The following is a 22,224-nucleotide window of genomic DNA, read 5'->3' as shown; positions in this document are numbered from 1 at the left end:
TCCTCAGCTCAACTGAACGTTGCTGAAGAAGTTACTGAGCGGCGCGCCGGATCTCGTCGGACCGCAGACTGCAGTGTGCGTACGACCTGGGTATTACTTGGTCGGTCTCACCAGGCCGGTCTCGTACCCCAGGACGACCAGGGCGACCCGGTCGCGGAGCCCGGTCTTGGCCAGGATCCGGCCGATGTGGGTCTTGACCGTTGCCTCGGACAACGTGAAGAGCTTGGCGATCTCGGTGTTCGACAGGCCGCGGGCGACCTCGGTCAGCACCTCGCGTTCGCGGGCCGTCAGGTCGGCCAGGTCCGGGCGCTCGGTCTGGGTGTCGGGCAGGGCGCCGGCGAAGTGTTCCAGCAGGCGTTTGGTCGTACTGGGGGAGACCACGGCGTCCCCGGAGTACACCTGGCGGATCGCGGTCAGCAGGTTCGCAGGCGGGGTGTTCTTGAGCAGGAAGCCGGCGGCGCCGGCCTTGATCGCGGCGAACGCGTACTCGTCCAGGTCGAAGGTGGTCAGTACGATCACTTTGGGTGCTTCCGGCAACGAGTTCAGCAGGCGGGTGGCCTCGACGCCGTCCAGGCGCGGCATCCGGACGTCCATCAGGACGACGTCGCACGTGGTGACCTGGATCTTCTCGACCGCCTCGCCGCCGTCACCGGCCTGCCCGACCACCCGCATGTCGGCCTGCGAGTCCACCAGCATCGTGAACCCCGCCCTGACGAGTTCCTGATCGTCCACAAGGAACACCCGGATGACGTCGTCTGTCACTTACCCTCCGTTGGGCAGGTTGTACGGCAGCCGGGCGATCACCTCGTAACCGCCGCCGGCCTTCGGTCCGGCGTTCACCGTACCGCCCGAGACCGAGACGCGTTGCCGCATCCCGACCAGACCGTGACCGGGATCCGTGCTCGGCGCGACCCCGGCTCCGCGGCCGTCGTCGGTGACCACCACGGTCAGCATCTCGCGCCCGAAGTCCAGCGTGACGGACGTACGCGCACCCGGCCCGGCGTGTTTCAGCGTGTTGGTCAGCCCCTCCTGCACGATCCGGTACGCCGTGAGCCCTAGCAGTGCGGGCAACTCGCGGGGCTGACCGGTCACCGTGTACTCGACGGGGAGCCCGGCCGCGCGGACGTTCTCGATCAGCTCCGGGAGGCTGGAGACGCCGGGCTGCGGACGCGGCTGGTGCGGGCCGAGGTCCGACTGCTCGTCCTGCTTCAGCAGACCGAGCATCTTGCGCATCTCGGTCAGGCTCGCGCGGCCGGTGTCGCCGATCGTCGCGAGCGCCTTCTTCGCGGCCTCGGGGGACTGGTCGGCGGCGTACAACCCGCCGTCGGCCTGGACGATCATAATCGAGAGGCCGTGCGCGACCACGTCGTGGATCTCGCGCGCGATCCGGGTCCGTTCGTTGCTCACGGCCAGTTTCGCCTCGCGGTCGCGATCCCTCTCGAGCTGGGCGGCCCGTTCCTCGAGCTGGGCGACGTACAGGCCCCGGGTCCGGCGGCGCTCGCCGAACGCCCAGACGCCGAAGACGAGCGCGGCCAGCCCGCCCATCGTCGTGACCTGCTGCTTCCAGTCCGAGTTGGCCCAGTAGCGCGAGACCGCCATCAGTACGCCGAGACCGCCGATGCCGAGGGCGATCCGGCTCAGGCGTACGTCGCCGTACACGGTGATCGCATACAGCGCGACCAGCAGGCCGACGTTGCCGGGTTGCAGCTCCACCCCGACCAGCCACTGCAGGGTGGCGACCGCGCAGACGGTGAAGAACACCAGTTCCGGGTGGGTCCGGCGCCAGATCAGCGGGACCAGCATGCCGAACGCGAGCAGGCCGCCGAGATGTGCCTGGGCCAGCGACACGAAGCCGAACACCATGCAGAGACCGCCGGCCAGCAGCAGGTCGAACGCCTTGCTCCGGGCAGGCAGCGGCCGCGCGGTCAACATCCCCGTCATGCCCGCCAGGGTACGGGCTGGCTCGCTGGTGGGGGTCATGCCGCGGGCTGATGTCGGCGTACGACCGGGGTCGGTTACTTGTGCGGTCTCGTGGAGAGGACGGGCTTGGCTTCCAGGCCGCTCAGGCCGTTCCAGGCAAGGTTGACCAGGTGGGCGGCGACGTCCTGCTTCTTCGGTTTGCGGGCGTCCAGCCACCACTGGCCGGTCAGCGCGACCATGCCGACCAGCATCTGCGCGTACATCGGGGCGTTCCTCGGTTCCAGGCCGCGGCGCTTGAACTCCTCGGCCAGGATGTGCTCGACCCGGGTCGCGACGTCGCTCAGGATCGAGATGAACGAACCGGTCGACGACCCGACCGGCGAGTCCCGGACCAGGATCCGGAAGCCGTCGGAGTTGTTCTCGATGTAGTCGAGCAGCGCGAGCGCCGCCTGTTCGACGAGTTCGTGCGCGCGGCCGGCCGTCAGCGACCGCGTGACACCGTCGAGCAGCGCACGGACCTCGCGGTCGACGACGACGGCGTACAGACCTTCCTTGCCGCCGAAGTGTTCGTACACGACCGGCTTGGAGACCTCGGCGCGGGCCGCGATCTCCTCCACCGACGTGCCCTCGTAGCCCTTCTGCGCGAACAGGCCGCGGGCGATCGTGATGAGTTGCTCGCGACGTTCGGCACTGGTCATCCGGATCCGGCCGGACCGCCGCGGTTTGGGTTCCGTCACGTCGTGATCACGTCAGCATCATGCCGTACTCAGGGTGTTGCCGGTGGGAGATTTTCCGGTCCGGCCGCTTCTCACGCTGCCTTGAGCGTGCGCGGTGTCGCGTCCGTACGACGGGCCTCGAGCCGCTCGCGGACCGGCCAGCGGACGTCGCTCGCCCAGCCGCGCTGCTCGAAGAACCAGATGCAGCGGGCGGAGGTGTCGAGCTGGCCCTTCAGTACGCCGTGGCGCGCGCAGGTCGGGTCCGAGTGGTGCAGGTTGTGCCACGACTCGCCCTGGCTCAGGATCGCCAGCCACCACACGTTGCCCGACTTGTCCCGGCTCTTGAACGGCCGGTCGCCGATCGTGTGGCAGATCGAGTTGATCGACCAGGTGACGTGGTGCAGCAGCGCGATCCGGACCAGGCTGGCCCAGAAGAACGCAGTCAGCGCACCGGTCCACGACCACGACCAGAGGCCACCGATGACGGCCGGCGCGAGCAGGCTCACGGCTACCAGCAGCGGGAACATCCGGGACACCTGGACGACGTCCTTGTCCCTCAGCAGGTCCGGCGCGTACTGCCGCTGCGGAGTCTGCTCGGTGTCGAACAGCCAGCCGACGTGCGCGTGGAAGAAGCCCTTGGTCAGCGCGCCCAGCGTGTTCCCGTACTTCCACGGGCTGTGCGGGTCGCCGTCGCGGTCGGAGAACTTGTGGTGCTTGCGGTGGTCCGCCACCCAGCGGATCACCGGCCCCTCGATCGCCAGCGAGCCGGCGATCGCGAGCGCGTACTTCAGCGGCCGGTTCGGCTTGAACGACTTGTGCGTGAACAGCCGGTGGAATCCGATCGAAATGCCGTGGCCGGCGATCGTGTAGAAGACGACCGCGAGTACGACGTCGTGCCAGCCGAGGAACCCGCCCCACGCGATCGGCACCGCTGCCAGTACCGCCAGGAACGGAATCCCGATGAACAGCGCCAGCGCAACCTGCTCCCAGGGCTTCTTCTGCTCACCCCCCAGCGTCCCGGTGTCGACGTCGTCGACGGACACGGTGCGGGTGGGCGCGTCCGGCAGGGTCGCGGTGGGTGGAGTCATAACTGTTCTTCCCTCGCTCAGCGGTCCTTACCTACGCCACCGTAACCTACGGCCCCGTAGGTAAGGAACCCCTCAGGCGTGTCATCCACCCCACTCATGGCAAACTGTCCCGGCAACCACGATCCCCCGTGGGGTAATCGGCAGCCCGCGAGACTTTGAATCTCGAAGACCAGGATCGAAACCTGGCGGGGGAGCAACAAGAACCCCAGGTCAGACCGTTTCTGACCTCGGGGGTCCGTACGTAATGTCCTGAACCCCGCGGAACTCGATCGGCACCGCGCTTTGCGCCCTGAGCGCCGCCAGCGCCGTCTCCGGTGCCTTGGAGCTGAGCGTGATCCCCACGCCGGAGAAATCATGGTTCGGCCCGGCCGAGCTGATGACGCCCTTGTTGGCCTCAATCAGCGATCTGGCAGCGGCCACCAGCTCGGCCCTGCTGTAGGCAGCCTCGCGGATGCTCACCGGCACTGGTTGCCCTGCCACGAATTGCTCCAACTCAGCCGGCGGATCGCCTTTCCAATAGACCACCACGGTCTTGTGGTCGCCGAGAATCCGAACGCTGCCGGCGTTGGTACTGGGGTTCTCGTCCAGCCACCGCCTCACCGCCTGAGCCGCCTCATCTTCAGCCGTCGGCCAGACCTCCCCCAACACCGGGCCATCAGGATCCTTCGGAACCATGACACTCACCTCCACCCGAGCTATCACTCATGGCCTCAGACCTCACCAGCCTGAGTCGGGTCCGTGATAGGTAACGCCGTGCCGTCGGCAAGCGTCTGCCAGAGACTGATCAGCCGCCTGGAGCTGGGCGCTATCGATGATCATGACCTCAGCCAAATGCCGGAGGCCAGAGGGCGGTGGATCGGCGCGAGAATCGACGAGAACAAATGGGAACGGGCCACCTGACTTTGGGCCAACCGCCCATACAAGCTGACGTGCCCACCGCTGGAGCAACACATGCCGCAGGTCGGCCCAGGCCACGGCTTCGCGGCGATCGCCCCGGTACATCCACACCAAATGCTTGCCGTCGTCGACGAGCTGGCTTGTTGCGCACACTTTGGCCCACCACCACGCTCGGAGGAGCCCGGCGAGCACGACCGCGACACCGAAGACCACCAGGCCGAGGGTCTCGACCGCGATCCCAACCGTGAGGAAGACAAGCCCGACCGACGAGAGCATGACAGCTCCTCGCCAAGTCCCACGCGCAGATGCCGAGACGAGGATCAAACCAGGTCCGGCGTCACCAGGTCGATCGCTCATGGAACCAACTATGCCGCCCTGGTTGCTAACGGATTTGCTAACGGAACGCGTGGACGGCCGCGGACAGGGTCCGACGATCCGGAGATTCGTAGGCTCGGAGGTGCCTCCACGGACAGCTAACCCATACCTGAGCCGCCGCGTGCTCATTCTTCTCCCACACACCACCAGGCGCCGCCCGGACCCACTCAGGCAGCTGTGGCGATCCAGACTCTGCTCGAACGTGACCCCGGGAGCCTGCTCCGCGAACGCCGTCGACGGCGCATCAGGATCTTCGTGCTCGACCGACACTCGTGGGCCCCATGATGGATGCGTGGGGCACAAGCGGAAGATGGAGCAGCCACCGGCATTTGCTGACGTGGTCGAGGAGGTCCGCGCGTCCGGAGAACCCGGCAGACTGCCGATGGAGATCCGGTCGCCGATCCGGGACCTTCAGTTGATCGACGAGAGCGGCACACTTTGGCAGATGCGAGGCGATGGGTTGCGGTGGAGCCGCCTCGAGCACTTGATCCGGGACCCGGCTGTGCCTGTGCTGCACATCTATCCAAACAAGGTCAGGGAAGTACCGACCGCGGAGCGGGAGAACCTCCTGGCGAGGATCCGGCCCTACCTCAAGCCCGCAGGCGGTAGTCCCCCGACTGACGATCAAACCGACTTCGCGGCCGCCGAATTCAAATCGAACGACCACCGCTCAATACTCGTCATCGAGGAATCGTGCTAGGCACCGGCCCGGCAGCATCGTGGCGCGCGCTCAGCGACCGATGATGTGTGCGCCCGGCTTCCGGGCCCGTCCCGCACGCCATCGTCTTGTGACCCGCCGAGTCGTGGATTCTGGTCGGTCGCAAGCGGAAATCATGACCTCTATCCACGACTCGACGCCGCAGCTTCACGACGATTCGGTGTCGTCGGCGTAGACGATGGTGAAGGTGCCGCGGAAGGTCGCGTCGGCTCTCAGTTCGGTCTCGAAACCTACCGCGATCAGGTCATCCATGCTGATCGGATCGTATTCGGCCAGTTTGTCGGCAACGTGCTTGAACAGGGCGGTCAACGACTGGTCCTCCGCAGCATCCGGCAGACCGATCGAGAAGTGCTTGCAGGGGAATCCCGGTGTCATCTGCGGATGCTTACACACAAGTATCTCTCGTCGGTACGCCGTGGCCGACATGCGGTGCGGGAGTCGTACGTGACGTGTAGGACTGGCGTTGTGGACGATCAGGTTGTGGTTCAGGATCCACCGCGGGACTGGGCGTATGTCGTTGACGTCGTGTTCAAGCGGCTTGGGATGTACGTGGGGCGGGCTACGTACGAGCAGGCGGTGGCGTTGGTGAGTGGTTTCGATCTTGCGCAGGCGGAGAGTATTCACCCGCGGTTGCAGGCCCAGGTGGTCGAGCGGCACGACAGCGGGTCGGTCTGGTGGCCGCGGGTTCTCTTACTGGAGGCGTTGGGGGATGAAGCGGAGAACATACGGGGCCTTGGGCCGCTGACGCCGGAGCAGGACCAGCGCGCGATCGAGCTGCTGGCGGCGGAGATCCGGGCGACGGTCGCGAGTTGACCGGGATCACGGTTCGGCGGCTGCGCGGCGGGGTGCACGATCGTGGGGGAGCGGTGTACGGCGAGGTGCGGTTATGCATGCCGGTCGTCGTACTCGTAGGTGTGATCGCGCGACCACACGTGGATGCCTTCAGGAAGGTTGCGGAGGCCGGTTTCCTCGTGGGCCTCTCGGGTGGCGGCCCGTTGCACGGATTCGCCGGGTTCGATTCCGCCGCCGACCGGGTACCAGACCTCGCCGCCGGTGTTCCGGGAGTGGATCAGCAGGACGCGGTTCTGCTCGTCCAGTAGGAGGAGTTTCACGGCTTGGCGGGGCATCAGGTGGTGAGCCATTCCCGGTACTTGGCCTGGTCTACGTTGCTGCCGCAGATGACGGTGGTGATGGGGCGGTTGGTGAAGCGGGCGGGGGATTCGAGGATTGCGGCTACGCCTAGGGCGGCCGACGGCTCGACGATCAGGCCGGCGTGGTCGTGGAGCAGGCGGATGGCGGTGAGGATCGAGGATTCTTGGACCAGTACGGCGTCGTCGGCGACCATGAGGAGGTCGTCGAGGACCTCGGGGATGGGGCGCCGGCCGGCGACACCGTCGGCGATCGTGTCGATTGTTTCGGTGGTGACGACGCGGCGCTGGTGCCAGGAGCGGGTCATCGCGGGCGCACCGTGCGGCTGTACGCAGATCACCTGGACGTGTGGGGCCAGCATCTTCAGTACGTAGCCGATGCCGGTCGCCATCGCCCCGCCTCCGAGCGCGATCAGTACGGCGGCGTTCGGCGCCAAGGAGTCGACGAGTTCGAGGCCGATGGTGGCGGCGCCTTCGCAGGTTTCCAGGTCGAGGCTGTCCTCCAGGAGGCGGATTCCGTTGTGGTGGGCGATTGCGGCGGCTCGGTCGCGGGCCAGTTCGTGGTCGCCGTCCACGAGTTCGAGCGTGGCGCCCAGCGCGCGGATGCGGTCCAGTTTGGCAGGGGTCGCGAAGCGGGAGGCGACCACCGTGACGTCCAAGGCGCGGTGCCGGGCGGACCAGGCCAGGGCTTGGCCCAGGTTGCCGGCGCTGGCACAGACGACCGCGCTCGAGTTGGTGCGCATCAGGTGATCGGCCACGACCTCGGTGCCCCGGCCTTTGAAGCTACGTACGGGATTGGCGGTCTCGAGCTTGATCGTGAGCTCACAGCCGAGCAGCGGTTCCAGCGCCTCGCACCGGTACGACGGGGTGTCCAGGAACACCGGGTCGATCACCTGTCGCGCCGCACGGATCCGGTTCAGGTTGAGGCGGGTCTCTTGCACGGGGCGGATCCTATGTGGCGTTGCGTCGGCGGAAGACGGAGGCGCTGGTGGTTGCTGCTAGCAACCCGATCACGGGGAAGAGGCCGGCGGCGGTCAGCCAGCCGTGACCATCGGGGCGTGACGCGATCCAGCCGGCGAGGACCGGGCCGAGTGCGGTGGCGACTGTGAAGGCGCTCGAGTAGACGGCTTGGTACGTACACTCGCGGCCCGGCGGTGGAGCCGAGAACGACATCGACCAGCCGCCCGACGTCTGCAGGAGTTCGCCGAAGAGTCGTACGGCGCTTCCAGCGCACAGCAGCACCAACGCCGCCGTACGCCCTGCACCCGCGGACGTCATGTAGATCAGACAACCCGATCCGGCCAGCACTCCAGCAGCAGCCGTACTGCGTACCGCCCCGCGCGGGCTGTCCGCGAGGCCGCTGACCGGCACTTGCAGGAGGATGCCGAGCACGGTCGAACCGCCGATGAGGAGGCTGATCGTCGCGTTCGGGACTATGCCGCGCGTGACGATCCACAGCGGCAGCGCGACGGTCAGCAGTGTGCTGTTGATCGACAGCAGGCCCTGCGACAGGCTCGCGGTGAGGAAGGCCCAGTTGCCGACCACGCCACGAAGTCCTCCCGGAGCCGAACGCGTACGGCGGTAAGGGATCCGGCTGACCACAACTGCCACGATCACGAACGTCAGCGCATCCCCGACCAGCAGCACCCGCAGCTGCACACCCGACGATCCGAGTAGCGCCAGCCCGCCGAGTCCCGCGCCGATCGCGGTGCCGGTGTTGTTCACGGATCGCAGGTACGCACGGACGCGCAGCCGTTCGGCACCAGTCGTCAGCTGCGCGATGAACCCGTTCCGCACACCGGCTGTAGCCCGCGTCGCCGTCACCGCGAGCGCGGCAACGACCAGGAACGACCACCAGTCCGCGACCACGCCGTACGCGAGGACCGCGCACCCCTCGACCAGGCACAGCCCGACGAACACCGGCCGCGCACCGACCCGATCAGCGAGCATCCCCAGTGGTACGCCGACCAGCAGCGCGACCGCCCCGGCGACGGTCAACCCGAGCGCGATCTCGTGAGCCGAAAGTCCGGCGTACCGCACCAGATAAACAACGCTGACGGTCGCAAACGCGCCGTCGCCGATGTTGTTGAACAGCCCGGCCGCGGCCAGTGATCTGACCGGACCTTCGGGCAGGCCGAAACGTCCCACGAAATCATCTCCTTCTCGTGCCTCACAGGACACACACCGCCTCACCGGACGGCCGGACAAAGAGAACAAAGTTCCGCAGATTCTCAACGGCGCCGCGGTGTCGCGCCACTGGTTTTCAGGCGGCGAGGTTGCACCACGCACGAACTGACCCAATGCGCGGAGCATGTCAGGGCCGACCGACAGAAAGGAGCCGGAGCTGCGGACTTTGCAGGAGCTGTACGACGAGATCGCGGGGCAGCTGCCGTACGCGACGCCGCGGATTCTCGAGGTACAGCGGCCGGAAGCGCATTGGGTGACGATCGAGGACGAGTTGCCTGGGGTGCCGTTGCACACGGTCGCGGTCCCGTACGGCGAGCCGGGGTGGGAGCGGGCGCGAGACTGCGTGGTCGAGGTCGTCGAGGCGCTCTCGCAGGTCCAGGCGCCGGAGGTGCGGATGGCGGTGCTGGACGAGACCGATCCGTTCCGGCCGGCGAACATGTCCTGGGTGGAAGCGCTCGCTGGGCTCGTGCGCAGGCGTACCGAGCGGTTCTGGGATCAGCTCGCGCCCGTCATCGACGACTTCGACACGAAGGTCAGCACGCTGCTGAAGCTGATCGAGGAGATGAAGGAGCCCGCGGCGTGGCTCGTCCACGGGGACGTCACGAGCGGCAACGTCCTCGTCGACGAGGACCTTCGCCCGGTGAGCCTGCTCGATTTCGGGCTGCTCACGATGGCCGGCGACCCGGTGTTCGAGGCGGCCGCGACCGCGAGTGTCATCGACCTGTGGTCACCGCGAGCCCGCGAGATCGAGGCGGCGTACGACGCGGCGTTCGTGAACAGGCTCGGGTACGACGCCGTACAGCTGCTCGTCTACCGCTGTGCGTACTTGTTGCTCATCGCCAACGCCCACGACGACGACCCGTACGGCCGCGACAGCCACGTACCGCTGACCGCGAAGCTCTTCAACACGCCCGAAGTGACCGCGCTGCTCACGAGATGACGCAGAAGACCGTCCCGTCGGGAGCCTTCAGTACGACGAAGTCGGCGGCTGGTGGGTAGGTCCACTCGATTCGTTCGGCGCCTAGGTCGATGAGGCGTTCGACCTCGGCTTCTTGGGTTGAGTTCTCGACCCAGAGGTCGAGGTGGGTGCGGTCGGTCTCGTCGAGGTGGAGCCGGGTCGGGCGTGCGTTCGCTGGTGGGAGTAAGAAGTCGGGGTTGCCGGCCTGGGCGGTGAAGCCGAGTGCCTCGCGCCAGAATGCGGCGGCGGGTCCGTTGGCGGGGACGTTCAGGACGATTGCTCCGAGGGTGAGTGCCATGGTTTCCAGGTTGGCAGAGATCGCCCCCTCGGGTGCTGATACTGGATCGGTCCGGTTTCGCTAGGAGGGTTCATGGCTGTTCGTCACGTCATCACTATCCAGGTCGCGCCCGGGCGGGCGGCGGACTTCCGTACGGCGTTCGGCGTCGTACAGCAGACCGTGCTCGCCGAAGAGGGCTGTGAACAGTACGAGCTGTTCCAGAGCCTCGACGACCCCGACATGGTGCTGCTCCTGGAGCGCTGGACCACCCAGGCCCTCCTCGAACAACACATGGCCGCTGAGCGCACCCGCAACGCGGAACCGCTCGAGCGCCTCATTGCTCTCTGGGCACCCGGTACCACCCCCACCCTCGAACGCTACGAGACCTGACCCGAACCCGGACCGGGAACACCCGTCGGGGTCGCGCGACAACCAATAGCTTGTCGTCCGACCCCGGCGGGTGTCGTCAGTTCGCCGTACGGCGGGCCGCGGCGAGGCGGGCGTGCCGCGGGCGTCGGCGGGCGAGGCGGGCGTACGGCGGGCGGCGGGCGCGACGGGAGTGCGGTGGGGCACGGCGGGCCGACGCGGTGCGGGCGCGGTGCGGTGGGGGCGCGGTGCGGTGCGGGCGGAGTGCGGGTGCGGCGCGTGCGGCGGGCGGCTGGCCGGCGCGGTGCGGGCGCGGCGGGGGCGCGGTGCGTGCGCGGGTGCGGTGGGGCGTGAGATCGGTCTCGGGTGGGGTGGGGGGTGGTGGTTCTGGGGAGCAAGTAGGCTTGCGCGGGCGCTGTTTCGGGTGCCTGTGCTGATACTGGTTGAAAGAACTCGCAGGGAACTCGAGGAGAAGACCGCGTGACTTCCCATCGTCCCGCGGCGGTCGTCATCATGGCCGCCGGTCTGGGTACCCGGATGAAATCGGCGACCCCGAAGGTGTTGCACGAGATCGGCGGGCGCAGTCTCGTCGGTCATGCCGTGCTCACCGCCCGGGCGCTCACCCCCGAACATCTCGTGGTCGTGGTCGGCAACGGCCGCGAACTGGTCGAGGAGCACCTGAAGAGCGTCGACCCGGAGGCCCGGACCGCCGTTCAGGAGCAGCAGCTGGGTACGGGCGACGCCGTACGGGCCGGTCTGACCGCCGTACCGGACAGCTTCGACGGCTCCGTGATCGTCACGTCGGGTGACGTCCCGCTGCTCGAGGCGGAGACGCTGCACGAGCTGGTGGCCGCGCACGACAAGGACGGGAACGCGGTCACCGTACTGACCGCCCAGGTCCCGAACCCGACCGGCTACGGCCGGATCATCAAGAACGAAGACGGTACGGTCGCCGCGATCGTCGAGCACAAGGACGCGACCCCGGAGCAGCGGGCGATCGACGAGATCAACGCAGGCATCTACGTCTTCGACGCCGCCACGCTGCGTGACGGCCTGAGCCGCCTCACCACCGACAACGCGCAGGGCGAGCTGTACCTGACCGACGTCCTCGGCATCGCCCGGAACGACGGCAAGCGGGTCGGCTCGCACGTCACCGACGACGCGATGCAGACCGAGGGCGTGAACGACCGCCTCCAGCTCGCCACGCTCCGCGCCGAGATGAACCGCCGTACGCTCGTCAAGCACATGCGCGAGGGCGTCACGATCGTCGACCCGAACACCACCTGGGTCGACCAGACCGTCGACCTGGCCCGCGACGTCACCCTGTTGCCGAACACCCAGCTGCACGGCGCGACGGTGGTCGGCAGCGGTACGTCGATCGGCCCGGACACCACGCTCACCGACGTAGAGGTCGGCGAGAACGCCACGATCATCCGGACCCACGGATCCCTCGCGGTGATCGGCGACGGCGCGTCCGTCGGCCCGTTCGCGTACCTGCGCCCGGGCACGAAGCTCGGCGTGAAGGGCAAGATCGGCACCTTCGTCGAGACCAAGAACTCCACCATCGGCGACGGCGCCAAGGTCCCGCACCTGACCTACGCCGGCGACGCGACCATCGGCGAGGGCGCGAACATCGGCGCCGGCACGATCTTCGCGAACTACGACGGCGTCGCGAAGCACCCGACGCACGTCGGCAAGTACTCGTTCATCGGCAGCAACTCGGTGCTGGTCGCACCGCGGACGATCGCGGACGGCGCGTACCTGGCGGCCGGTACGGCGCTCACCGAGGACGTCGGCCCGGGCGAGATCGCGGTCGCCCGCGGGCGGCAGCGCAACATCAAGGGCTGGGTCGCGCGCAAGCGGGCCGGTACGAAGACCGCCGCGGCCGCCGAGGCGGCGCTGACGGATCAGCCGGACACCAAGCCGGACACTCAACCGGACGCCGTGCCGGACCAGCAGCAGGCCTGAGCAGGACAGCGAAGGACAACGGGAGGCGCGGGCGATGAGCGGGATGAAACGAACCACCGAGAAGAACCTGATGGTTTTCTCCGGCCGGGCGCATCCCGGTCTCGCCGCGGAGGTGGCGACCGAACTCGGGTCGGGTCTCGTCCCGACCCAGGCGTACGACTTCGCCAACGGTGAGATCTACGTCCGGTTCGAGGAGTCGGTCCGGGGCAGCGACGCGTTCGTGATCCAGAGCCACACCTCACCGATCAACGAGTGGATCATGGAGCAGCTGATCATGGTCGACGCGCTGAAGCGGGCGTCGGCCAAGCGGATCACGGTCGTGCTCCCGTTCTACGGGTACGCCCGGCAGGACAAGAAGCACCGCGGCCGGGAACCGATCTCGGCCCGGCTGATGGCCGACCTGTTCAAGACCGCGGGTGCGAACCGGCTGATCTGCGTCGACCTGCACACCTCGCAGATCCAGGGCTTCTTCGACGGCCCGGTGGACCACCTGATGGCGCTGCCGATCCTCAGCGACTACGTCCGGCAGAAGTACGGAGACCAGCAGTTGGCTGTGGTCTCGCCGGACGCCGGCCGGATCAAGGTGGCCGAGCAGTGGTCGGCCCGGCTGAACAACGCGCCGCTGGCCTTCATCCACAAGACCCGCGACATCGACCGACCGAACGAGACCGTCGCGAACCGGGTCGTCGGCGAGGTCAAGGGCCGGGTCTGCATCCTGGTCGACGACATGATCGACACCGCGGGCACGATCACCAAGGCCGCCGACGCGTTGTACGCCGAGGGTGCCGCTGGTGTCGTGATCGCGGCCACGCACGCGATCCTGTCCGGTCCCGCGGTGGACCGGCTGAAGAACTGCCAGGCCAGCGAGGTGATCGTCACGAACACGCTGCCGATCGCCGAGGAGCGCCGCTTCGACAAGCTCACCGAGCTGTCGATCGCGCCGCTGATCAGCCGGGCGATCCGTGAGGTCTTCGAGGACGGCTCGGTCACCAGCCTCTTCGACGGCCGCGCCTGATCCCAGCGTCACCCGGCGCCGGCTCCGAGAAGACCGGCGCCGGGGACATCCTCAGGCAGTGATCCGGCGCCCGCTCACCTTCCCGGTGCCGGAGGCCAGGACCTGGGTCGAGCTCATCGGCGCGAACACGGTGAACCGGTACTTCGCCGTGAGCTTCCCGTGCGACACCGAGCCCCACACCCGCACCCGGATCGTCGGTCCGACCGAGTCAGGACCCTGGTCACCGGGGGTTCCCGTCCACATGGTCACGCGGAACGACTTCCCCTGCGACGACCAGGTCCCGGTGAACGGCGCCGAGGCCGGGCTGATGTCGTGCGACACGATCACCCCGCCGCCGGCGAAGCTCAGTACCAGCTGGATCTTGTCGGTCGTGCCGTCGTCCTGCCGTACGCAGAACCAGCTTCCGAGCAACCCGCCGCCGCTGTCGGCCGCCGCCGGCGTGGCCGTCGCCAGACCGGCGACCGCGACACCACCTGCGGCAATTCCTGCACCCCTCAGCGCCTGACGGCGCCCGAACGCGTTCTCGCTCATGGAACCCTCCCCCTGAGAGCCGCTGTTCCTTCCACGCTGCACCCGGATACGGCGAGCTGGCAACGGTTCGATCCGCACCGTCACTGACATAGGTTTGGCGGTGACAGACCGGATCGAACGATCGGATGCCGCATGCGGATCACTGTGTTCCACCCCGGTGCGATGGGGTCGAAGCTGGCTGCCCAGCTGGTCGTGGCCGGGCACGAGGTGCACTGGGTCCCGGAGGGTCGCAGCGAGGCCACGAAGGCGCGGGCCGAGGAGGCCGGTCTGATCGGTACGCCGTTCGCGGAAGCGATCGCTCAGGCGGAGGTGGTGCTCTGCTCGTGTGCGCCCCAGGGCGCCGTCGACATCGCGAAGCAGGTCGGGCGTGCGGGCTTCAAGGGCCTGTACGTCGAGGCGAACCCGCTGTCGCCCATTTCGCTCCGTGAGGCGCAGTCCGCCGTACCCGAGGCGACCTTCGTCGACGCGGGCGTGGTCGGGCCGCCGCCGACCGGTGGGCCGAGTCCGACCCACCTGATGCTGTCCGGTACGGCGGCCGACCAGGTCGCGGCGTTGTGGGCCGGTACCGCGGTGACCCCGATGGTGGTCGGCGCGGAACCGGGTGCGGCCAGTGCGGCGAAGTCGTCGTACGCGCTCTACAACAAGGGCAAGGCGGCCCTCGCCGTCCTCGCGTTCCAGCTCGCCGAGAAGCACGGCGTCACCGATGCCCTGGTCGCCCAGCACACCCGCGCCGACGCCAACTCCCTGAAGGACCCCAACCTCCCGGACCAGCTCCGTACGGTCGCCTGGCGCTGGGGCCCCGAGTTCGACGAACTAGCCGAAACCCTCGCCGACGCCGGCCTCGAAGGTGACGCAGCCCGCGCCCTGCGCCAGATCTGGACCAAGCTCACCTGACCCCGAAGCCCCGCCGAGTCGTGGCGAATGGCTCCGCCCCCTTCGTCGAGTCGTGAACAGAGGCGCGAATTCTCCGCCATTTTCCACGACCCGGCGGCTGCTGGGCCGGTGGCGGCAGTCAGGTGTGTCAGCACGACCAAGTTGCCGGTGTGCGTCGACTGGGAGTTGCCGTTGCTGACCACATAGTTGTAGTCGAGCACACACATCCCGCGACCGTTGTGGACACCGGCCTAGGGGATGTACGGCGAGATCACCCCGGCAACGTACCGAACGGGCGGCGGAAACGGGTCACTTCCGCGGCGCCGGACCGGGAGCAAAGATCCGTCGTGCGACGGATTTCCCGTCTGGGCGGGCTCGTGGGTAGACTGTTTTGGTTGCCTCGGCGAGGGACGCCCCCCGAGAACTGTTGGGCGCGGCTCCGTGATCGACGCGGTGGTTCGTTGCCTGACGCCTTCTCCGGGGTCAGCAGGCGCCCGCTGAGGCCGCAGCCGAGTTATCCAGACAACAGATCACCGCAACGCTTTTGAGGAGTTCAGTCGTGGCCGAGGTCAAGATCCAAGCCGAATCACGTACGGAGTTCGGCAAGGGGGCTGCCCGCCGAATCCGCCGGGAGAACAAGGTTCCCGCCGTCCTCTACGGCCACGGCAGTGACCCCGTGCACATCACGCTGCCCGGTCACGACACCATGCTGGCCCTGAAGACCGCCAACGCCCTGCTGATGATCGAGGTCGAGGGCGGAGAGTCCCACCTCGCGCTGCCGAAGCAGGTCCAGCGCGACCCGCTGAAGGGCTTCATCGAGCACGTCGACCTGGTCATCGTGCGGCGCGGTGAGAAGGTCCACGTCGACATCGCGGTGCACCTCGAGGGCGAGGCCGTCAGCGACGCGCTGGTCGTGCTCGAGGCGCCGAGCATCCTGGTCGAGGCCGAGGCGACGCACATCCCCGACGGCGTCACCGTGTCGATCGAGGGCCTGGAGATCGGCGCCCAGCTGCACGCCTCCGACCTCCAGCTCCCGACCGGCACCACGCTGGCCATCGAGCCGGACACCCTGGTCGTGAACGTGACCGCCCAGCCGACCGCCGAGCAGGTCGACGCGGAGATGGCGGAGGCCGAGGCCGAGGCCGGCGTGCAGCGCGACGAGCCGACCGCAGCCGAGGAGCCGGTGACCGCAGCGGCCGAGTAGTCTGCACTCGGCATCAGCAGCCGAACTTCAGGAGGGCCGGGATCCGTGGCGGACGACGTGTGGTTGGTCGTCGGACTAGGGAATCCCGGCCCTTCCTATGCCCGCACCCGGCACAACATCGGGCACCTGGTCGCCGACGAGCTGGCCGCCCGGACCGGTGCGAAGTGGAAGCAGAGCAAGCAGGTCAAGGCCGAGGTGATCGAGACCCGGATCAGCGGCCTGCGAACGGTGCTGGCCAAGCCCCGTTCGTACATGAACGAGTCCGGCGGCCCGGTCTCCGGGCTGCTGAAGTTCTTCAAGCTGGACCCGGCCAACCTGGTCGTCGTGCACGACGAGCTGGACATCGACTTCGGCGTCCTGCGGTGCAAGTTCGGTGGCGGCGACAACGGCCACAACGGGCTGAAATCGGTACGGAAATCGCTTGGCACCGGTGAGTACTATCGAGTCCGGTTCGGTGTGGGTCGTCCGCCGGGCCGGCAGGCGCCCGCCGACTTCGTCCTCAACGAGTTCTCCGCGGCCGAACGCAAGGACCTCCCGTTCGCCGTGGACCGGACCGCGGACGCCGTCGAGTCCCTGCTCACCGACGGCCTGGAGTCAACCCAAGGGAAGTACAACTCGTGAAACTGAGCGGTCTGGTCGACACCCTGATCACCGATCCGGTGGTGTCCGAGGCCGTTCGTGACGCCCGCGCCGAGGGCGCCACGACCCTCGACCTGAGCGCGCCCGGCCCGGTGCGCCCGGTCCTGCTGGCCGCGATCGCCGCGGCCCAGAACGGCGCCGACCGGCCGGTCCTCGCTGTCACCGCCACGTTCCGCGAGGCCGAGGAGCTCACCGAGGCGCTGCAGTGCCTCGTCGAGGAGCCGGGCACCGTCGCGTACTACCCGGCCTGGGAGACCCTTCCGCACGAGCGGTTGAGCCCGCGGTCGGACACGGTCGGCCGCCGGCTCGCCGTACTGCGCCGGCTGGCGCACCCGGATCCGTCCGACGAGACGACCGGGCCGATCCGGATCCTGGTCGCGCCCGTGCGGTCCGTCCTGCAGCCGCAGGTCGCGGGCCTCGCCGACCTGAAGCCGGTACAACTGCACGTCGGCGACTCGGTCGAGCTCGAGGACGTCGTCGAACGGCTGGCCGGCGCGGCGTACCACCGGGTCGACCTGGTCGAGCGGCGCGGCGAGTTCGCAGTCCGCGGCGGCATCATCGACGTGTTCCCGCCGACCGAGGAGCACCCGCTGCGGGTCGACTTCTTCGGCGACGACGTCGAGGAGATCCGGTACTTCGCGGTCGCCGACCAGCGTTCGCTGGAGATCGCCGAGCACGGTCTGTGGGCGCCGCCCTGCCGTGAGTTGCTGCTCACCGACGAGGTCCGCGCGCGTGCCGCCGTGCTGGCGAAGGAACATCCCGAGCTGGCCGAGCTGTTCGAGAAGCTTGCCGAGGGTCATGCGGTCGAGGGCATGGAGTCGCTCGCGCCGGTGCTGGTCGACGACATGGAGCTGCTCGTCGACCTGATGCCTGCCGGTACGCACGTCGTCGTCAGCGACCCCGAGCGGGTCCGCGCCCGGGCGCACGACCTGGTCGCCACCAGCCAGGAGTTCCTGGAGGCGTCGTGGGCCGCGGCCGCCGGTGGCGGCGAGGCTCCGATCGACCTGGGCGCGGCGGCGTACATGTCGCTGGGAGACGTCCGCTCGCAGGCCCTCGGCAGGGGTCTTGCCTGGTGGAGCCTGTCGCCGTTCGCGGCCGCGCCCGTCGACGCCCCGGAGCTGCGGGACTCGATGGGCGAGCGGGTCGCGTTCGACATCGACACCGAGACCGGCGCGGTCACCAGCAGGATCCTCGCGGTCCACGAGGTCGATCCGTACCGCGGTGAGACCGCGCAGGCGGCCGAGGACATCCGCGGCTGGCTGCGCGACGGCTGGCGGGTCGTCTGTGTGACCGAAGGTCATGGTCCGGCCCAGCGCCTGGCCGAGGTGTTCTCCGAGGCGGAGCTGCCGGCGCGGGTGGTCGAGGGGATCGAGGAGATCCCCGACCCGGGCGTCGTACTGATCTCGCAGGGGCAGCTCGAGCACGGGTTCATTGCCGACGGCATCAAGTTCGCCGTACTCACCGAGAACGACCTGGCCGGCCAGCGGTCGGTGGCCGAACGCCGTTCCCAGCAACGGATGCCGTCGCGCCGGAAGAAGACGATCGACCCGCTGGAGCTGCAGCCCGGCGACTTCGTCGTGCACGAACAGCACGGCGTCGGCCGGTACGTCGAGATGATGCAGCGGACCGTCGGCACCGGGTCGCAGCGGGCCACCCGCGAGTACGTCGTGATCGAGTTCGCGGCGAGTAAGCGGGGCCAGCCGGGCGACCGGTTGTACGTACCGACCGACCAGCTCGACCAGGTCACGCGGTACGTCGGCGGCGAGCAGCCGACCCTCGACAAGATGGGCGGGGGCGACTGGGCCAAGCGCAAGGGCCGCGCCCGCAAGGCGGTCCGCCAGATCGCCGGCGAGCTGATCAAGCTGTACGCGGCCCGCCAGGCGACCAAGGGACATGCGTTCGCGAAGGACACCCCGTGGCAGCGCGAGCTCGAGGATGCGTTCCCGTTCGTCGAGACGCCCGACCAGCTGGCCACCATCGACGACGTCAAGCACGACATGGAACGCGTCATGCCGATGGACCGGATCGTCTGCGGTGACGTGGGGTACGGAAAGACCGAGATCGCCGTACGGGCCGCGTTCAAGGCGGTGCAGGACGGCAAGCAGGTCGCCGTACTCGTGCCGACGACGCTGCTCGTCCAGCAGCACTTCGCGACCTTCAGCGAGCGGTACGCCGCGTTCCCGGTGAACGTCGCCGCGCTGTCGCGGTTCCAGACCGACCGTGAGGCCAAGGACGCGCTCGAAGGGCTCGCCGACGGGTCCGTGGACGTCGTGATCGGTACGCACCGGCTGCTGTCCGGCGAGGTGCAGTTCAAGGATCTCGGCCTGGTGATCGTCGACGAGGAGCAGCGGTTCGGCGTCGAGCACAAGGAACAGCTCAAGCGGCTCCGTACGGCGGTCGACGTGCTGACGATGTCCGCGACGCCGATCCCGCGGACGCTGGAGATGTCGATCACCGGCATCCGCGAGATGTCCACGATCGCCACCCCGCCGGAGGAACGGCACCCGGTGCTGACGTTCGTCGGCGCGTACGACGAACACCAGGTGACCGCCGCGATCCGGCGCGAACTGCTCCGCGAGGGTCAGGTCTTCGTCGTCCACAACCGGGTGAACACGATCGAGAAGGCGGCCGCCCGGATCCGTCAGCTGGTCCCCGAGGCGCGGGTGTCGGTCGCGCACGGCCAGATGAACGAGCACACGCTCGAGAACGTGATCCAGGGCTTCTGGGAGAAGCAGTCCGACGTGATCGTGTGTACGACGATCGTCGAGTCCGGCATCGACATCTCGAACGCGAACACGATGATCGTCGAGCGCTCCGACCTGCTCGGCCTGTCCCAGCTGCACCAGCTGCGCGGGCGGGTCGGCCGGGGCCGCGAGCGCGCGTACGCGTACTTCTTCTTCCCGCCGGAGAAACCGCTCACCGAGACCGCACACGACCGGCTGGCGACGATCGCCCAGCACGCCGACCTCGGCGGTGGCATGGCGGTCGCGATGAAGGACCTGGAGATCCGCGGCGCCGGCAACCTGCTCGGCGGCGAGCAGTCCGGGCACATCGCGGACGTCGGCTTCGACCTGTACGTACGGCTCGTCGGCGAGGCGGTCGCGGAGTACCGCGGCGACACCCAGGCGGAGGAGCCCGAGGTCAAGATCGAGCTGCCGATCGACGCGCACCTGCCGCACGACTACATCCCGTCGCAGCGGCTCCGGCTGGAGATGTACCAGCGGCTGGCCGCCGTACGCGACGAAGCGGGCATCGCCGAATTGGTCGAGGAGTTGCACGACCGGTACGGCGACATCCCGCAGCCGGTGCTGAACCTGATCGAGGTGGCGAAGTTCCGCAACCACGCCCGCCGGGCCGGGCTGCACGACGTCACGCTGCAGGGCAACCTGATCCGGTTCGGGCCGGTCGAGCTGCCCGACTCGAAGGTGCTGCGGCTGAACAGGCTGTACCCGAAGAGTCTGGTGAAGCCGCAGTTGCATACCATTCTGGTGCCGAGACCTGCCACCCGGCAGATCGGCGGGCAGCCGCTCCGCGACCAGGAGCTGCTGCAGTGGTGCACCCGGTTGATCGACGACGTGATCGCCGAACCTATTGTGGTGCCGGCGTAGGACCTTTGAGAGATACGAGGAGATTTCGGTGAGCACACGGCTTCGGGCACTCGGTGCGGTGGCGGCGATCGTGCTGCTGACCGGTGGTTGCGCGGCGGGCACGCACCCGGGCGCGGCGGCCGTCGTCGGCAAGACCGAGATCAGCGTCAAGGACGTCGACAGCACCTCGCGGGCGGTCACCACGGCCCTCGGGCAGAACTTCGACGCGACCGCCGCACTGAACACGCTGGTCAGCAACGCGCTGGTCGCCGAGGTCGGGCAGCAGAAGTCGATCACGGTCACCCCGGCGGAGACCGACGCCGCGGCCCTGAACGCGGTCGGCGAGGACCGGGCGATGTTCTCGAAGTTCCAGAGCGACCCGAAGACCCGCGACTTCCTGAATGCGATCGGCACCGCGTCGGTCGTGACCATCAAGCTCGGCGGTGGCACGATCGCCGACCTGAACAACCAGGAGACGCAGAAGGCGGGCGTGCTGGCTGTCCGGGACGCCGCGAAGAACATCGACGTCTCGATCGCGCCGCGGTTCGGCAAGTGGAGCGACGGCACCCTCGACAGCAGGATCTCCGGGTCGCTGTCCAAGGAGTCCGACCAGACCGCCGCCAAGCGCAAAGCCGCCGACGCCGCCCAGCAGGCCCAGGGCCAGGGCCAGGGCTGAGTCGGCGCGGTGCCCGACGACGCAGTTGAGGCCGGCCGGATCACGATCCTGCTGACCACCCCGCGGGTGGCCCCCGGCCTGCTCACCCGGGCCGGCTGGCGGTCCCTGGAGACCGCCGACGAGGTCGCCGCCGCGGGTGGTCCGGAACGGGCCGACGTACAAGCGGTCATCGGTTCCGGTCTGGTCGTCGCGCAGATCGAGGGCGGGGACGACGCGGCCTGGTCCTGGCTGGTGGCTGCGGCCGCAGCTGGTCGTCAGGTCGTCTGGCTGACCGGCAGCGACGGCGAGCCCGGTCTGCTGCGGCTGGTCGCGGACGCACGGATGCGTGATCCGCAGGCGCCGTACGAGGTGGAGGTCCTCACGGGCTCGTACGACGTACCCGGGGCGCGGCTGATCGACCTGGTGACGGTGATGGACCGGCTGCGGCGGAACTGCCCGTGGGACCAGGAGCAGACCCACGAGAGCCTGGCGAAGTACCTCCTCGAGGAGACCTACGAGACCCTCGAGGCGATCGACACCGGCGACCGCGACCACCTCCGCGAGGAGCTCGGCGACCTGCTCCTCCAGGTCGCCTTCCACTCCCGCGTCGCCGAGGACGCCGGCGAGGACGGCTTCACGATCGACGACGTTGCCGGCGGCATCGTCGAGAAACTCGTCCGCCGCCACCCACACGTCTTCGGCACCGTCGACGCAGCCGACGCCGCCGCGGTCGAAGCCAACTGGGAAACCATCAAGGCCGCCGAGAAACAGCGCTCCTCGGTCCTCGAAGGTATCCCGCTCGCGCTTCCGGCACTGGCCCTCGCCGACAAGGTTCTGGCCCGCGCCGCCAAGGTGCTCCCGTCCGAACTGCCCGTCGTCGGCGATTCGGACATCGGCCGGCAACTCCTGGAGCTGGTGAGCGAGGCGCGCGCCCGGGGCATCGACGCCGAGCAGGCTCTGCGGGCCACCGTGCACGACCTCGCCGCCGAGGTTCGCGCCGCCGAGTCGACCGCGGACTAGACCAGCCACCTGCGGAAATTACACGGTGTGAACATGTTGCCACCGGCCAGTACTCGGTCTACCGTCTGGTAGCGATGCGGCC

24 protein-coding genes and 1 tRNA gene are annotated in these 22,224 nt (G+C 68.5%); 13 read left to right on the top strand and 12 right to left on the bottom strand.

All coding sequences use genetic code 11. From position 1 onward, the window contains the following. Positions 1 to 93 precede the first annotated feature (93 nt). The 4 genes from ACZ5BU_RS03410 to ACZ5BU_RS03395 all read right to left on the bottom strand — a co-directional run bounded on the left by ACZ5BU_RS03410 (position 94) and on the right by ACZ5BU_RS03395 (position 3,724). Positions 94 to 762 (bottom strand): response regulator, encoded by a 669-nt coding sequence (locus ACZ5BU_RS03410; protein WP_465695172.1) that lies wholly within the window; start codon positions 760 to 762, stop codon positions 94 to 96. Beyond that, a complete protein-coding gene (locus tag ACZ5BU_RS03405) occupies positions 763 to 1,941 on the bottom strand; it encodes a sensor histidine kinase (protein ID WP_465695171.1) in 1,179 nt (392 codons plus the stop codon). 74 nt (positions 1,942 to 2,015) lie between these two features. Next, positions 2,016 to 2,657, bottom strand: a complete 642-nt coding sequence (locus ACZ5BU_RS03400) for a TetR/AcrR family transcriptional regulator (protein ID WP_465695169.1) — start codon at positions 2,655 to 2,657, stop codon at positions 2,016 to 2,018. A 71-nt stretch (positions 2,658 to 2,728) separates the two neighbouring features. Continuing rightward, on the bottom strand, positions 2,729 to 3,724 hold the full coding sequence (locus ACZ5BU_RS03395; RefSeq protein WP_465695168.1) for an acyl-CoA desaturase: 996 nt from the start codon (positions 3,722 to 3,724) through the stop codon (positions 2,729 to 2,731). A gap of 122 nt (positions 3,725 to 3,846) precedes the next feature. On the opposite strand from ACZ5BU_RS03395, the gene ACZ5BU_RS03390 reads away from it, so the two are divergent. Then, positions 3,847 to 3,918: transfer RNA gene (locus tag ACZ5BU_RS03390), tRNA-Gln, on the top strand. Positions 3,919 to 3,934: 16 nt separating this feature from the next. Here the strand turns inward: ACZ5BU_RS03390 and ACZ5BU_RS03385 are convergent. Then, a complete protein-coding gene (locus ACZ5BU_RS03385; RefSeq protein WP_465695166.1) occupies positions 3,935 to 4,399 on the bottom strand; it encodes a hypothetical protein in 465 nt (154 codons plus the stop codon). Positions 4,400 to 4,441: 42 nt separating this feature from the next. Then, on the bottom strand, positions 4,442 to 4,897 hold the full coding sequence (locus ACZ5BU_RS03380) for a hypothetical protein (protein ID WP_465695165.1): 456 nt from the start codon (positions 4,895 to 4,897) through the stop codon (positions 4,442 to 4,444). Between the two features lie 391 nt (positions 4,898 to 5,288). Here ACZ5BU_RS03380 and ACZ5BU_RS03375 point away from each other — a divergent pair, with 391 nt between their 5' ends. Beyond that, positions 5,289 to 5,696 (top strand): hypothetical protein, encoded by a 408-nt coding sequence (locus ACZ5BU_RS03375; RefSeq protein ID WP_465695164.1) that lies wholly within the window; start codon positions 5,289 to 5,291, stop codon positions 5,694 to 5,696. Positions 5,697 to 5,861: 165 nt separating this feature from the next. On the opposite strand, the gene ACZ5BU_RS03370 is transcribed toward ACZ5BU_RS03375, so the two are convergent. Next, positions 5,862 to 6,023, bottom strand: coding sequence for a hypothetical protein (locus ACZ5BU_RS03370; RefSeq protein ID WP_465695163.1), 162 nt, complete (start codon positions 6,021 to 6,023; stop codon positions 5,862 to 5,864). Between the two features lie 156 nt (positions 6,024 to 6,179). On the opposite strand from ACZ5BU_RS03370, the gene ACZ5BU_RS03365 reads away from it, so the two are divergent. Next, on the top strand, positions 6,180 to 6,527 hold the full coding sequence (locus tag ACZ5BU_RS03365; protein ID WP_465695162.1) for a hypothetical protein: 348 nt from the start codon (positions 6,180 to 6,182) through the stop codon (positions 6,525 to 6,527). Between the two features lie 71 nt (positions 6,528 to 6,598). On the opposite strand, the gene ACZ5BU_RS03360 is transcribed toward ACZ5BU_RS03365, so the two are convergent. The 3 genes from ACZ5BU_RS03360 to ACZ5BU_RS03350 are packed head-to-tail and all read right to left on the bottom strand — an operon-like array spanning position 6,599 to position 9,010. Continuing rightward, on the bottom strand, positions 6,599 to 6,841 hold the full coding sequence (locus ACZ5BU_RS03360; RefSeq protein ID WP_465695161.1) for an NUDIX domain-containing protein: 243 nt from the start codon (positions 6,839 to 6,841) through the stop codon (positions 6,599 to 6,601). Next, positions 6,841 to 7,803: a threonine ammonia-lyase gene (locus tag ACZ5BU_RS03355; RefSeq protein WP_465695159.1), complete on the bottom strand. Its 963-nt coding sequence runs from the start codon at positions 7,801 to 7,803 to the stop codon at positions 6,841 to 6,843. The genes ACZ5BU_RS03360 and ACZ5BU_RS03355 overlap by 1 nt, the downstream gene beginning before the upstream one ends. Positions 7,804 to 7,813: 10 nt before the next feature. Then, positions 7,814 to 9,010 (bottom strand): MFS transporter, encoded by a 1,197-nt coding sequence (locus tag ACZ5BU_RS03350; RefSeq protein ID WP_465695158.1) that lies wholly within the window; start codon positions 9,008 to 9,010, stop codon positions 7,814 to 7,816. A 163-nt stretch (positions 9,011 to 9,173) separates the two neighbouring features. Between ACZ5BU_RS03350 and ACZ5BU_RS03345 the strand changes: the two genes are divergently transcribed. Further along, complete coding sequence (locus tag ACZ5BU_RS03345) at positions 9,174 to 9,989, top strand: phosphotransferase family protein (RefSeq protein WP_465695157.1); 816 nt, start codon at positions 9,174 to 9,176, stop codon at positions 9,987 to 9,989. Here ACZ5BU_RS03345 and ACZ5BU_RS03340 read toward each other — a convergent pair. Further along, the gene (locus ACZ5BU_RS03340) at positions 9,979 to 10,305 is read right to left on the bottom strand and encodes a VOC family protein (protein WP_465695153.1); all 327 of its coding nucleotides are present in this window, start codon (positions 10,303 to 10,305) and stop codon (positions 9,979 to 9,981) included. The genes ACZ5BU_RS03345 and ACZ5BU_RS03340 overlap by 11 nt on opposite strands. Positions 10,306 to 10,377: 72 nt before the next feature. On the opposite strand from ACZ5BU_RS03340, the gene ACZ5BU_RS03335 reads away from it, so the two are divergent. From ACZ5BU_RS03335 to ACZ5BU_RS03325, 3 genes are all read left to right on the top strand, one after another. Beyond that, on the top strand, positions 10,378 to 10,674 hold the full coding sequence (locus ACZ5BU_RS03335) for a putative quinol monooxygenase (protein ID WP_465695152.1): 297 nt from the start codon (positions 10,378 to 10,380) through the stop codon (positions 10,672 to 10,674). 456 nt (positions 10,675 to 11,130) lie between these two features. Further along, entirely contained in the window at positions 11,131 to 12,618 is a 1,488-nt protein-coding gene (glmU, locus tag ACZ5BU_RS03330; RefSeq protein WP_465695151.1) for a bifunctional UDP-N-acetylglucosamine diphosphorylase/glucosamine-1-phosphate N-acetyltransferase GlmU, read from the top strand. A gap of 34 nt (positions 12,619 to 12,652) precedes the next feature. Continuing rightward, positions 12,653 to 13,633, top strand: coding sequence for a ribose-phosphate diphosphokinase (locus ACZ5BU_RS03325; RefSeq protein WP_465695149.1), 981 nt, complete (start codon positions 12,653 to 12,655; stop codon positions 13,631 to 13,633). A 51-nt stretch (positions 13,634 to 13,684) separates the two neighbouring features. Here the strand turns inward: ACZ5BU_RS03325 and ACZ5BU_RS03320 are convergent, their stop codons facing one another. Next, positions 13,685 to 14,164 (bottom strand): hypothetical protein, encoded by a 480-nt coding sequence (locus ACZ5BU_RS03320; protein WP_465695148.1) that lies wholly within the window; start codon positions 14,162 to 14,164, stop codon positions 13,685 to 13,687. Positions 14,165 to 14,296: 132 nt separating this feature from the next. Here ACZ5BU_RS03320 and ACZ5BU_RS03315 point away from each other — a divergent pair, with 132 nt between their 5' ends. The 6 genes from ACZ5BU_RS03315 to ACZ5BU_RS03290 all read left to right on the top strand — a co-directional run bounded on the left by ACZ5BU_RS03315 (position 14,297) and on the right by ACZ5BU_RS03290 (position 22,142). Then, on the top strand, positions 14,297 to 15,058 hold the full coding sequence (locus tag ACZ5BU_RS03315) for a DUF1932 domain-containing protein (protein WP_465695147.1): 762 nt from the start codon (positions 14,297 to 14,299) through the stop codon (positions 15,056 to 15,058). A gap of 538 nt (positions 15,059 to 15,596) precedes the next feature. Next, positions 15,597 to 16,241: a 50S ribosomal protein L25/general stress protein Ctc gene (locus tag ACZ5BU_RS03310; RefSeq protein WP_465695146.1), complete on the top strand. Its 645-nt coding sequence runs from the start codon at positions 15,597 to 15,599 to the stop codon at positions 16,239 to 16,241. Positions 16,242 to 16,286: 45 nt separating this feature from the next. Continuing rightward, positions 16,287 to 16,862, top strand: coding sequence for an aminoacyl-tRNA hydrolase (gene pth / locus ACZ5BU_RS03305; protein WP_465695144.1), 576 nt, complete (start codon positions 16,287 to 16,289; stop codon positions 16,860 to 16,862). Continuing rightward, positions 16,859 to 20,488 (top strand): transcription-repair coupling factor, encoded by a 3,630-nt coding sequence (mfd, locus tag ACZ5BU_RS03300; protein WP_465695143.1) that lies wholly within the window; start codon positions 16,859 to 16,861, stop codon positions 20,486 to 20,488. The genes pth and mfd overlap by 4 nt, the downstream gene beginning before the upstream one ends. 28 nt (positions 20,489 to 20,516) lie before the next feature. After that, a complete protein-coding gene (locus ACZ5BU_RS03295; RefSeq protein WP_465695142.1) occupies positions 20,517 to 21,143 on the top strand; it encodes a SurA N-terminal domain-containing protein in 627 nt (208 codons plus the stop codon). A gap of 9 nt (positions 21,144 to 21,152) precedes the next feature. Beyond that, complete coding sequence (locus ACZ5BU_RS03290) at positions 21,153 to 22,142, top strand: nucleoside triphosphate pyrophosphohydrolase (RefSeq protein WP_465695140.1); 990 nt, start codon at positions 21,153 to 21,155, stop codon at positions 22,140 to 22,142. Positions 22,143 to 22,224 lie beyond the last annotated feature (82 nt).

Source organism: Kribbella sp. NPDC031520, assembly GCF_055580825.1.
The sequence above is the reverse complement of the archived record's forward strand: the minus strand, read 5'-3'. Positions and strand labels throughout refer to the sequence as shown.

Bases quoted from the DNA above. Each gene is read 5' to 3' on its own strand.
- ACZ5BU_RS03405 (WP_465695171.1), bottom strand. From the start codon at position 1,941: ATGACGGGGATGTTGACCGCGCGGCCGCTGCCTGCCCGGAGCAAGGCG.
- ACZ5BU_RS03395 (WP_465695168.1), bottom strand. From the start codon at position 3,724: ATGACTCCACCCACCGCGACCCTGCCGGACGCGCCCACCCGCACCGTG.
- ACZ5BU_RS03385 (WP_465695166.1), bottom strand. From the start codon at position 4,399: ATGGTTCCGAAGGATCCTGATGGCCCGGTGTTGGGGGAGGTCTGGCCG.
- ACZ5BU_RS03380 (WP_465695165.1), bottom strand. From the start codon at position 4,897: ATGCTCTCGTCGGTCGGGCTTGTCTTCCTCACGGTTGGGATCGCGGTC.
- ACZ5BU_RS03360 (WP_465695161.1), bottom strand. From the start codon at position 6,841: ATGCCCCGCCAAGCCGTGAAACTCCTCCTACTGGACGAGCAGAACCGC.
- ACZ5BU_RS03345 (WP_465695157.1), top strand. From the start codon at position 9,174: ATGTCAGGGCCGACCGACAGAAAGGAGCCGGAGCTGCGGACTTTGCAG.
- ACZ5BU_RS03340 (WP_465695153.1), bottom strand. From the start codon at position 10,305: ATGGCACTCACCCTCGGAGCAATCGTCCTGAACGTCCCCGCCAACGGA.
- ACZ5BU_RS03335 (WP_465695152.1), top strand. From the start codon at position 10,378: ATGGCTGTTCGTCACGTCATCACTATCCAGGTCGCGCCCGGGCGGGCG.
- ACZ5BU_RS03325 (WP_465695149.1), top strand. From the start codon at position 12,653: ATGAGCGGGATGAAACGAACCACCGAGAAGAACCTGATGGTTTTCTCC.
- ACZ5BU_RS03320 (WP_465695148.1), bottom strand. From the start codon at position 14,164: ATGAGCGAGAACGCGTTCGGGCGCCGTCAGGCGCTGAGGGGTGCAGGA.
- ACZ5BU_RS03315 (WP_465695147.1), top strand. From the start codon at position 14,297: ATGCGGATCACTGTGTTCCACCCCGGTGCGATGGGGTCGAAGCTGGCT.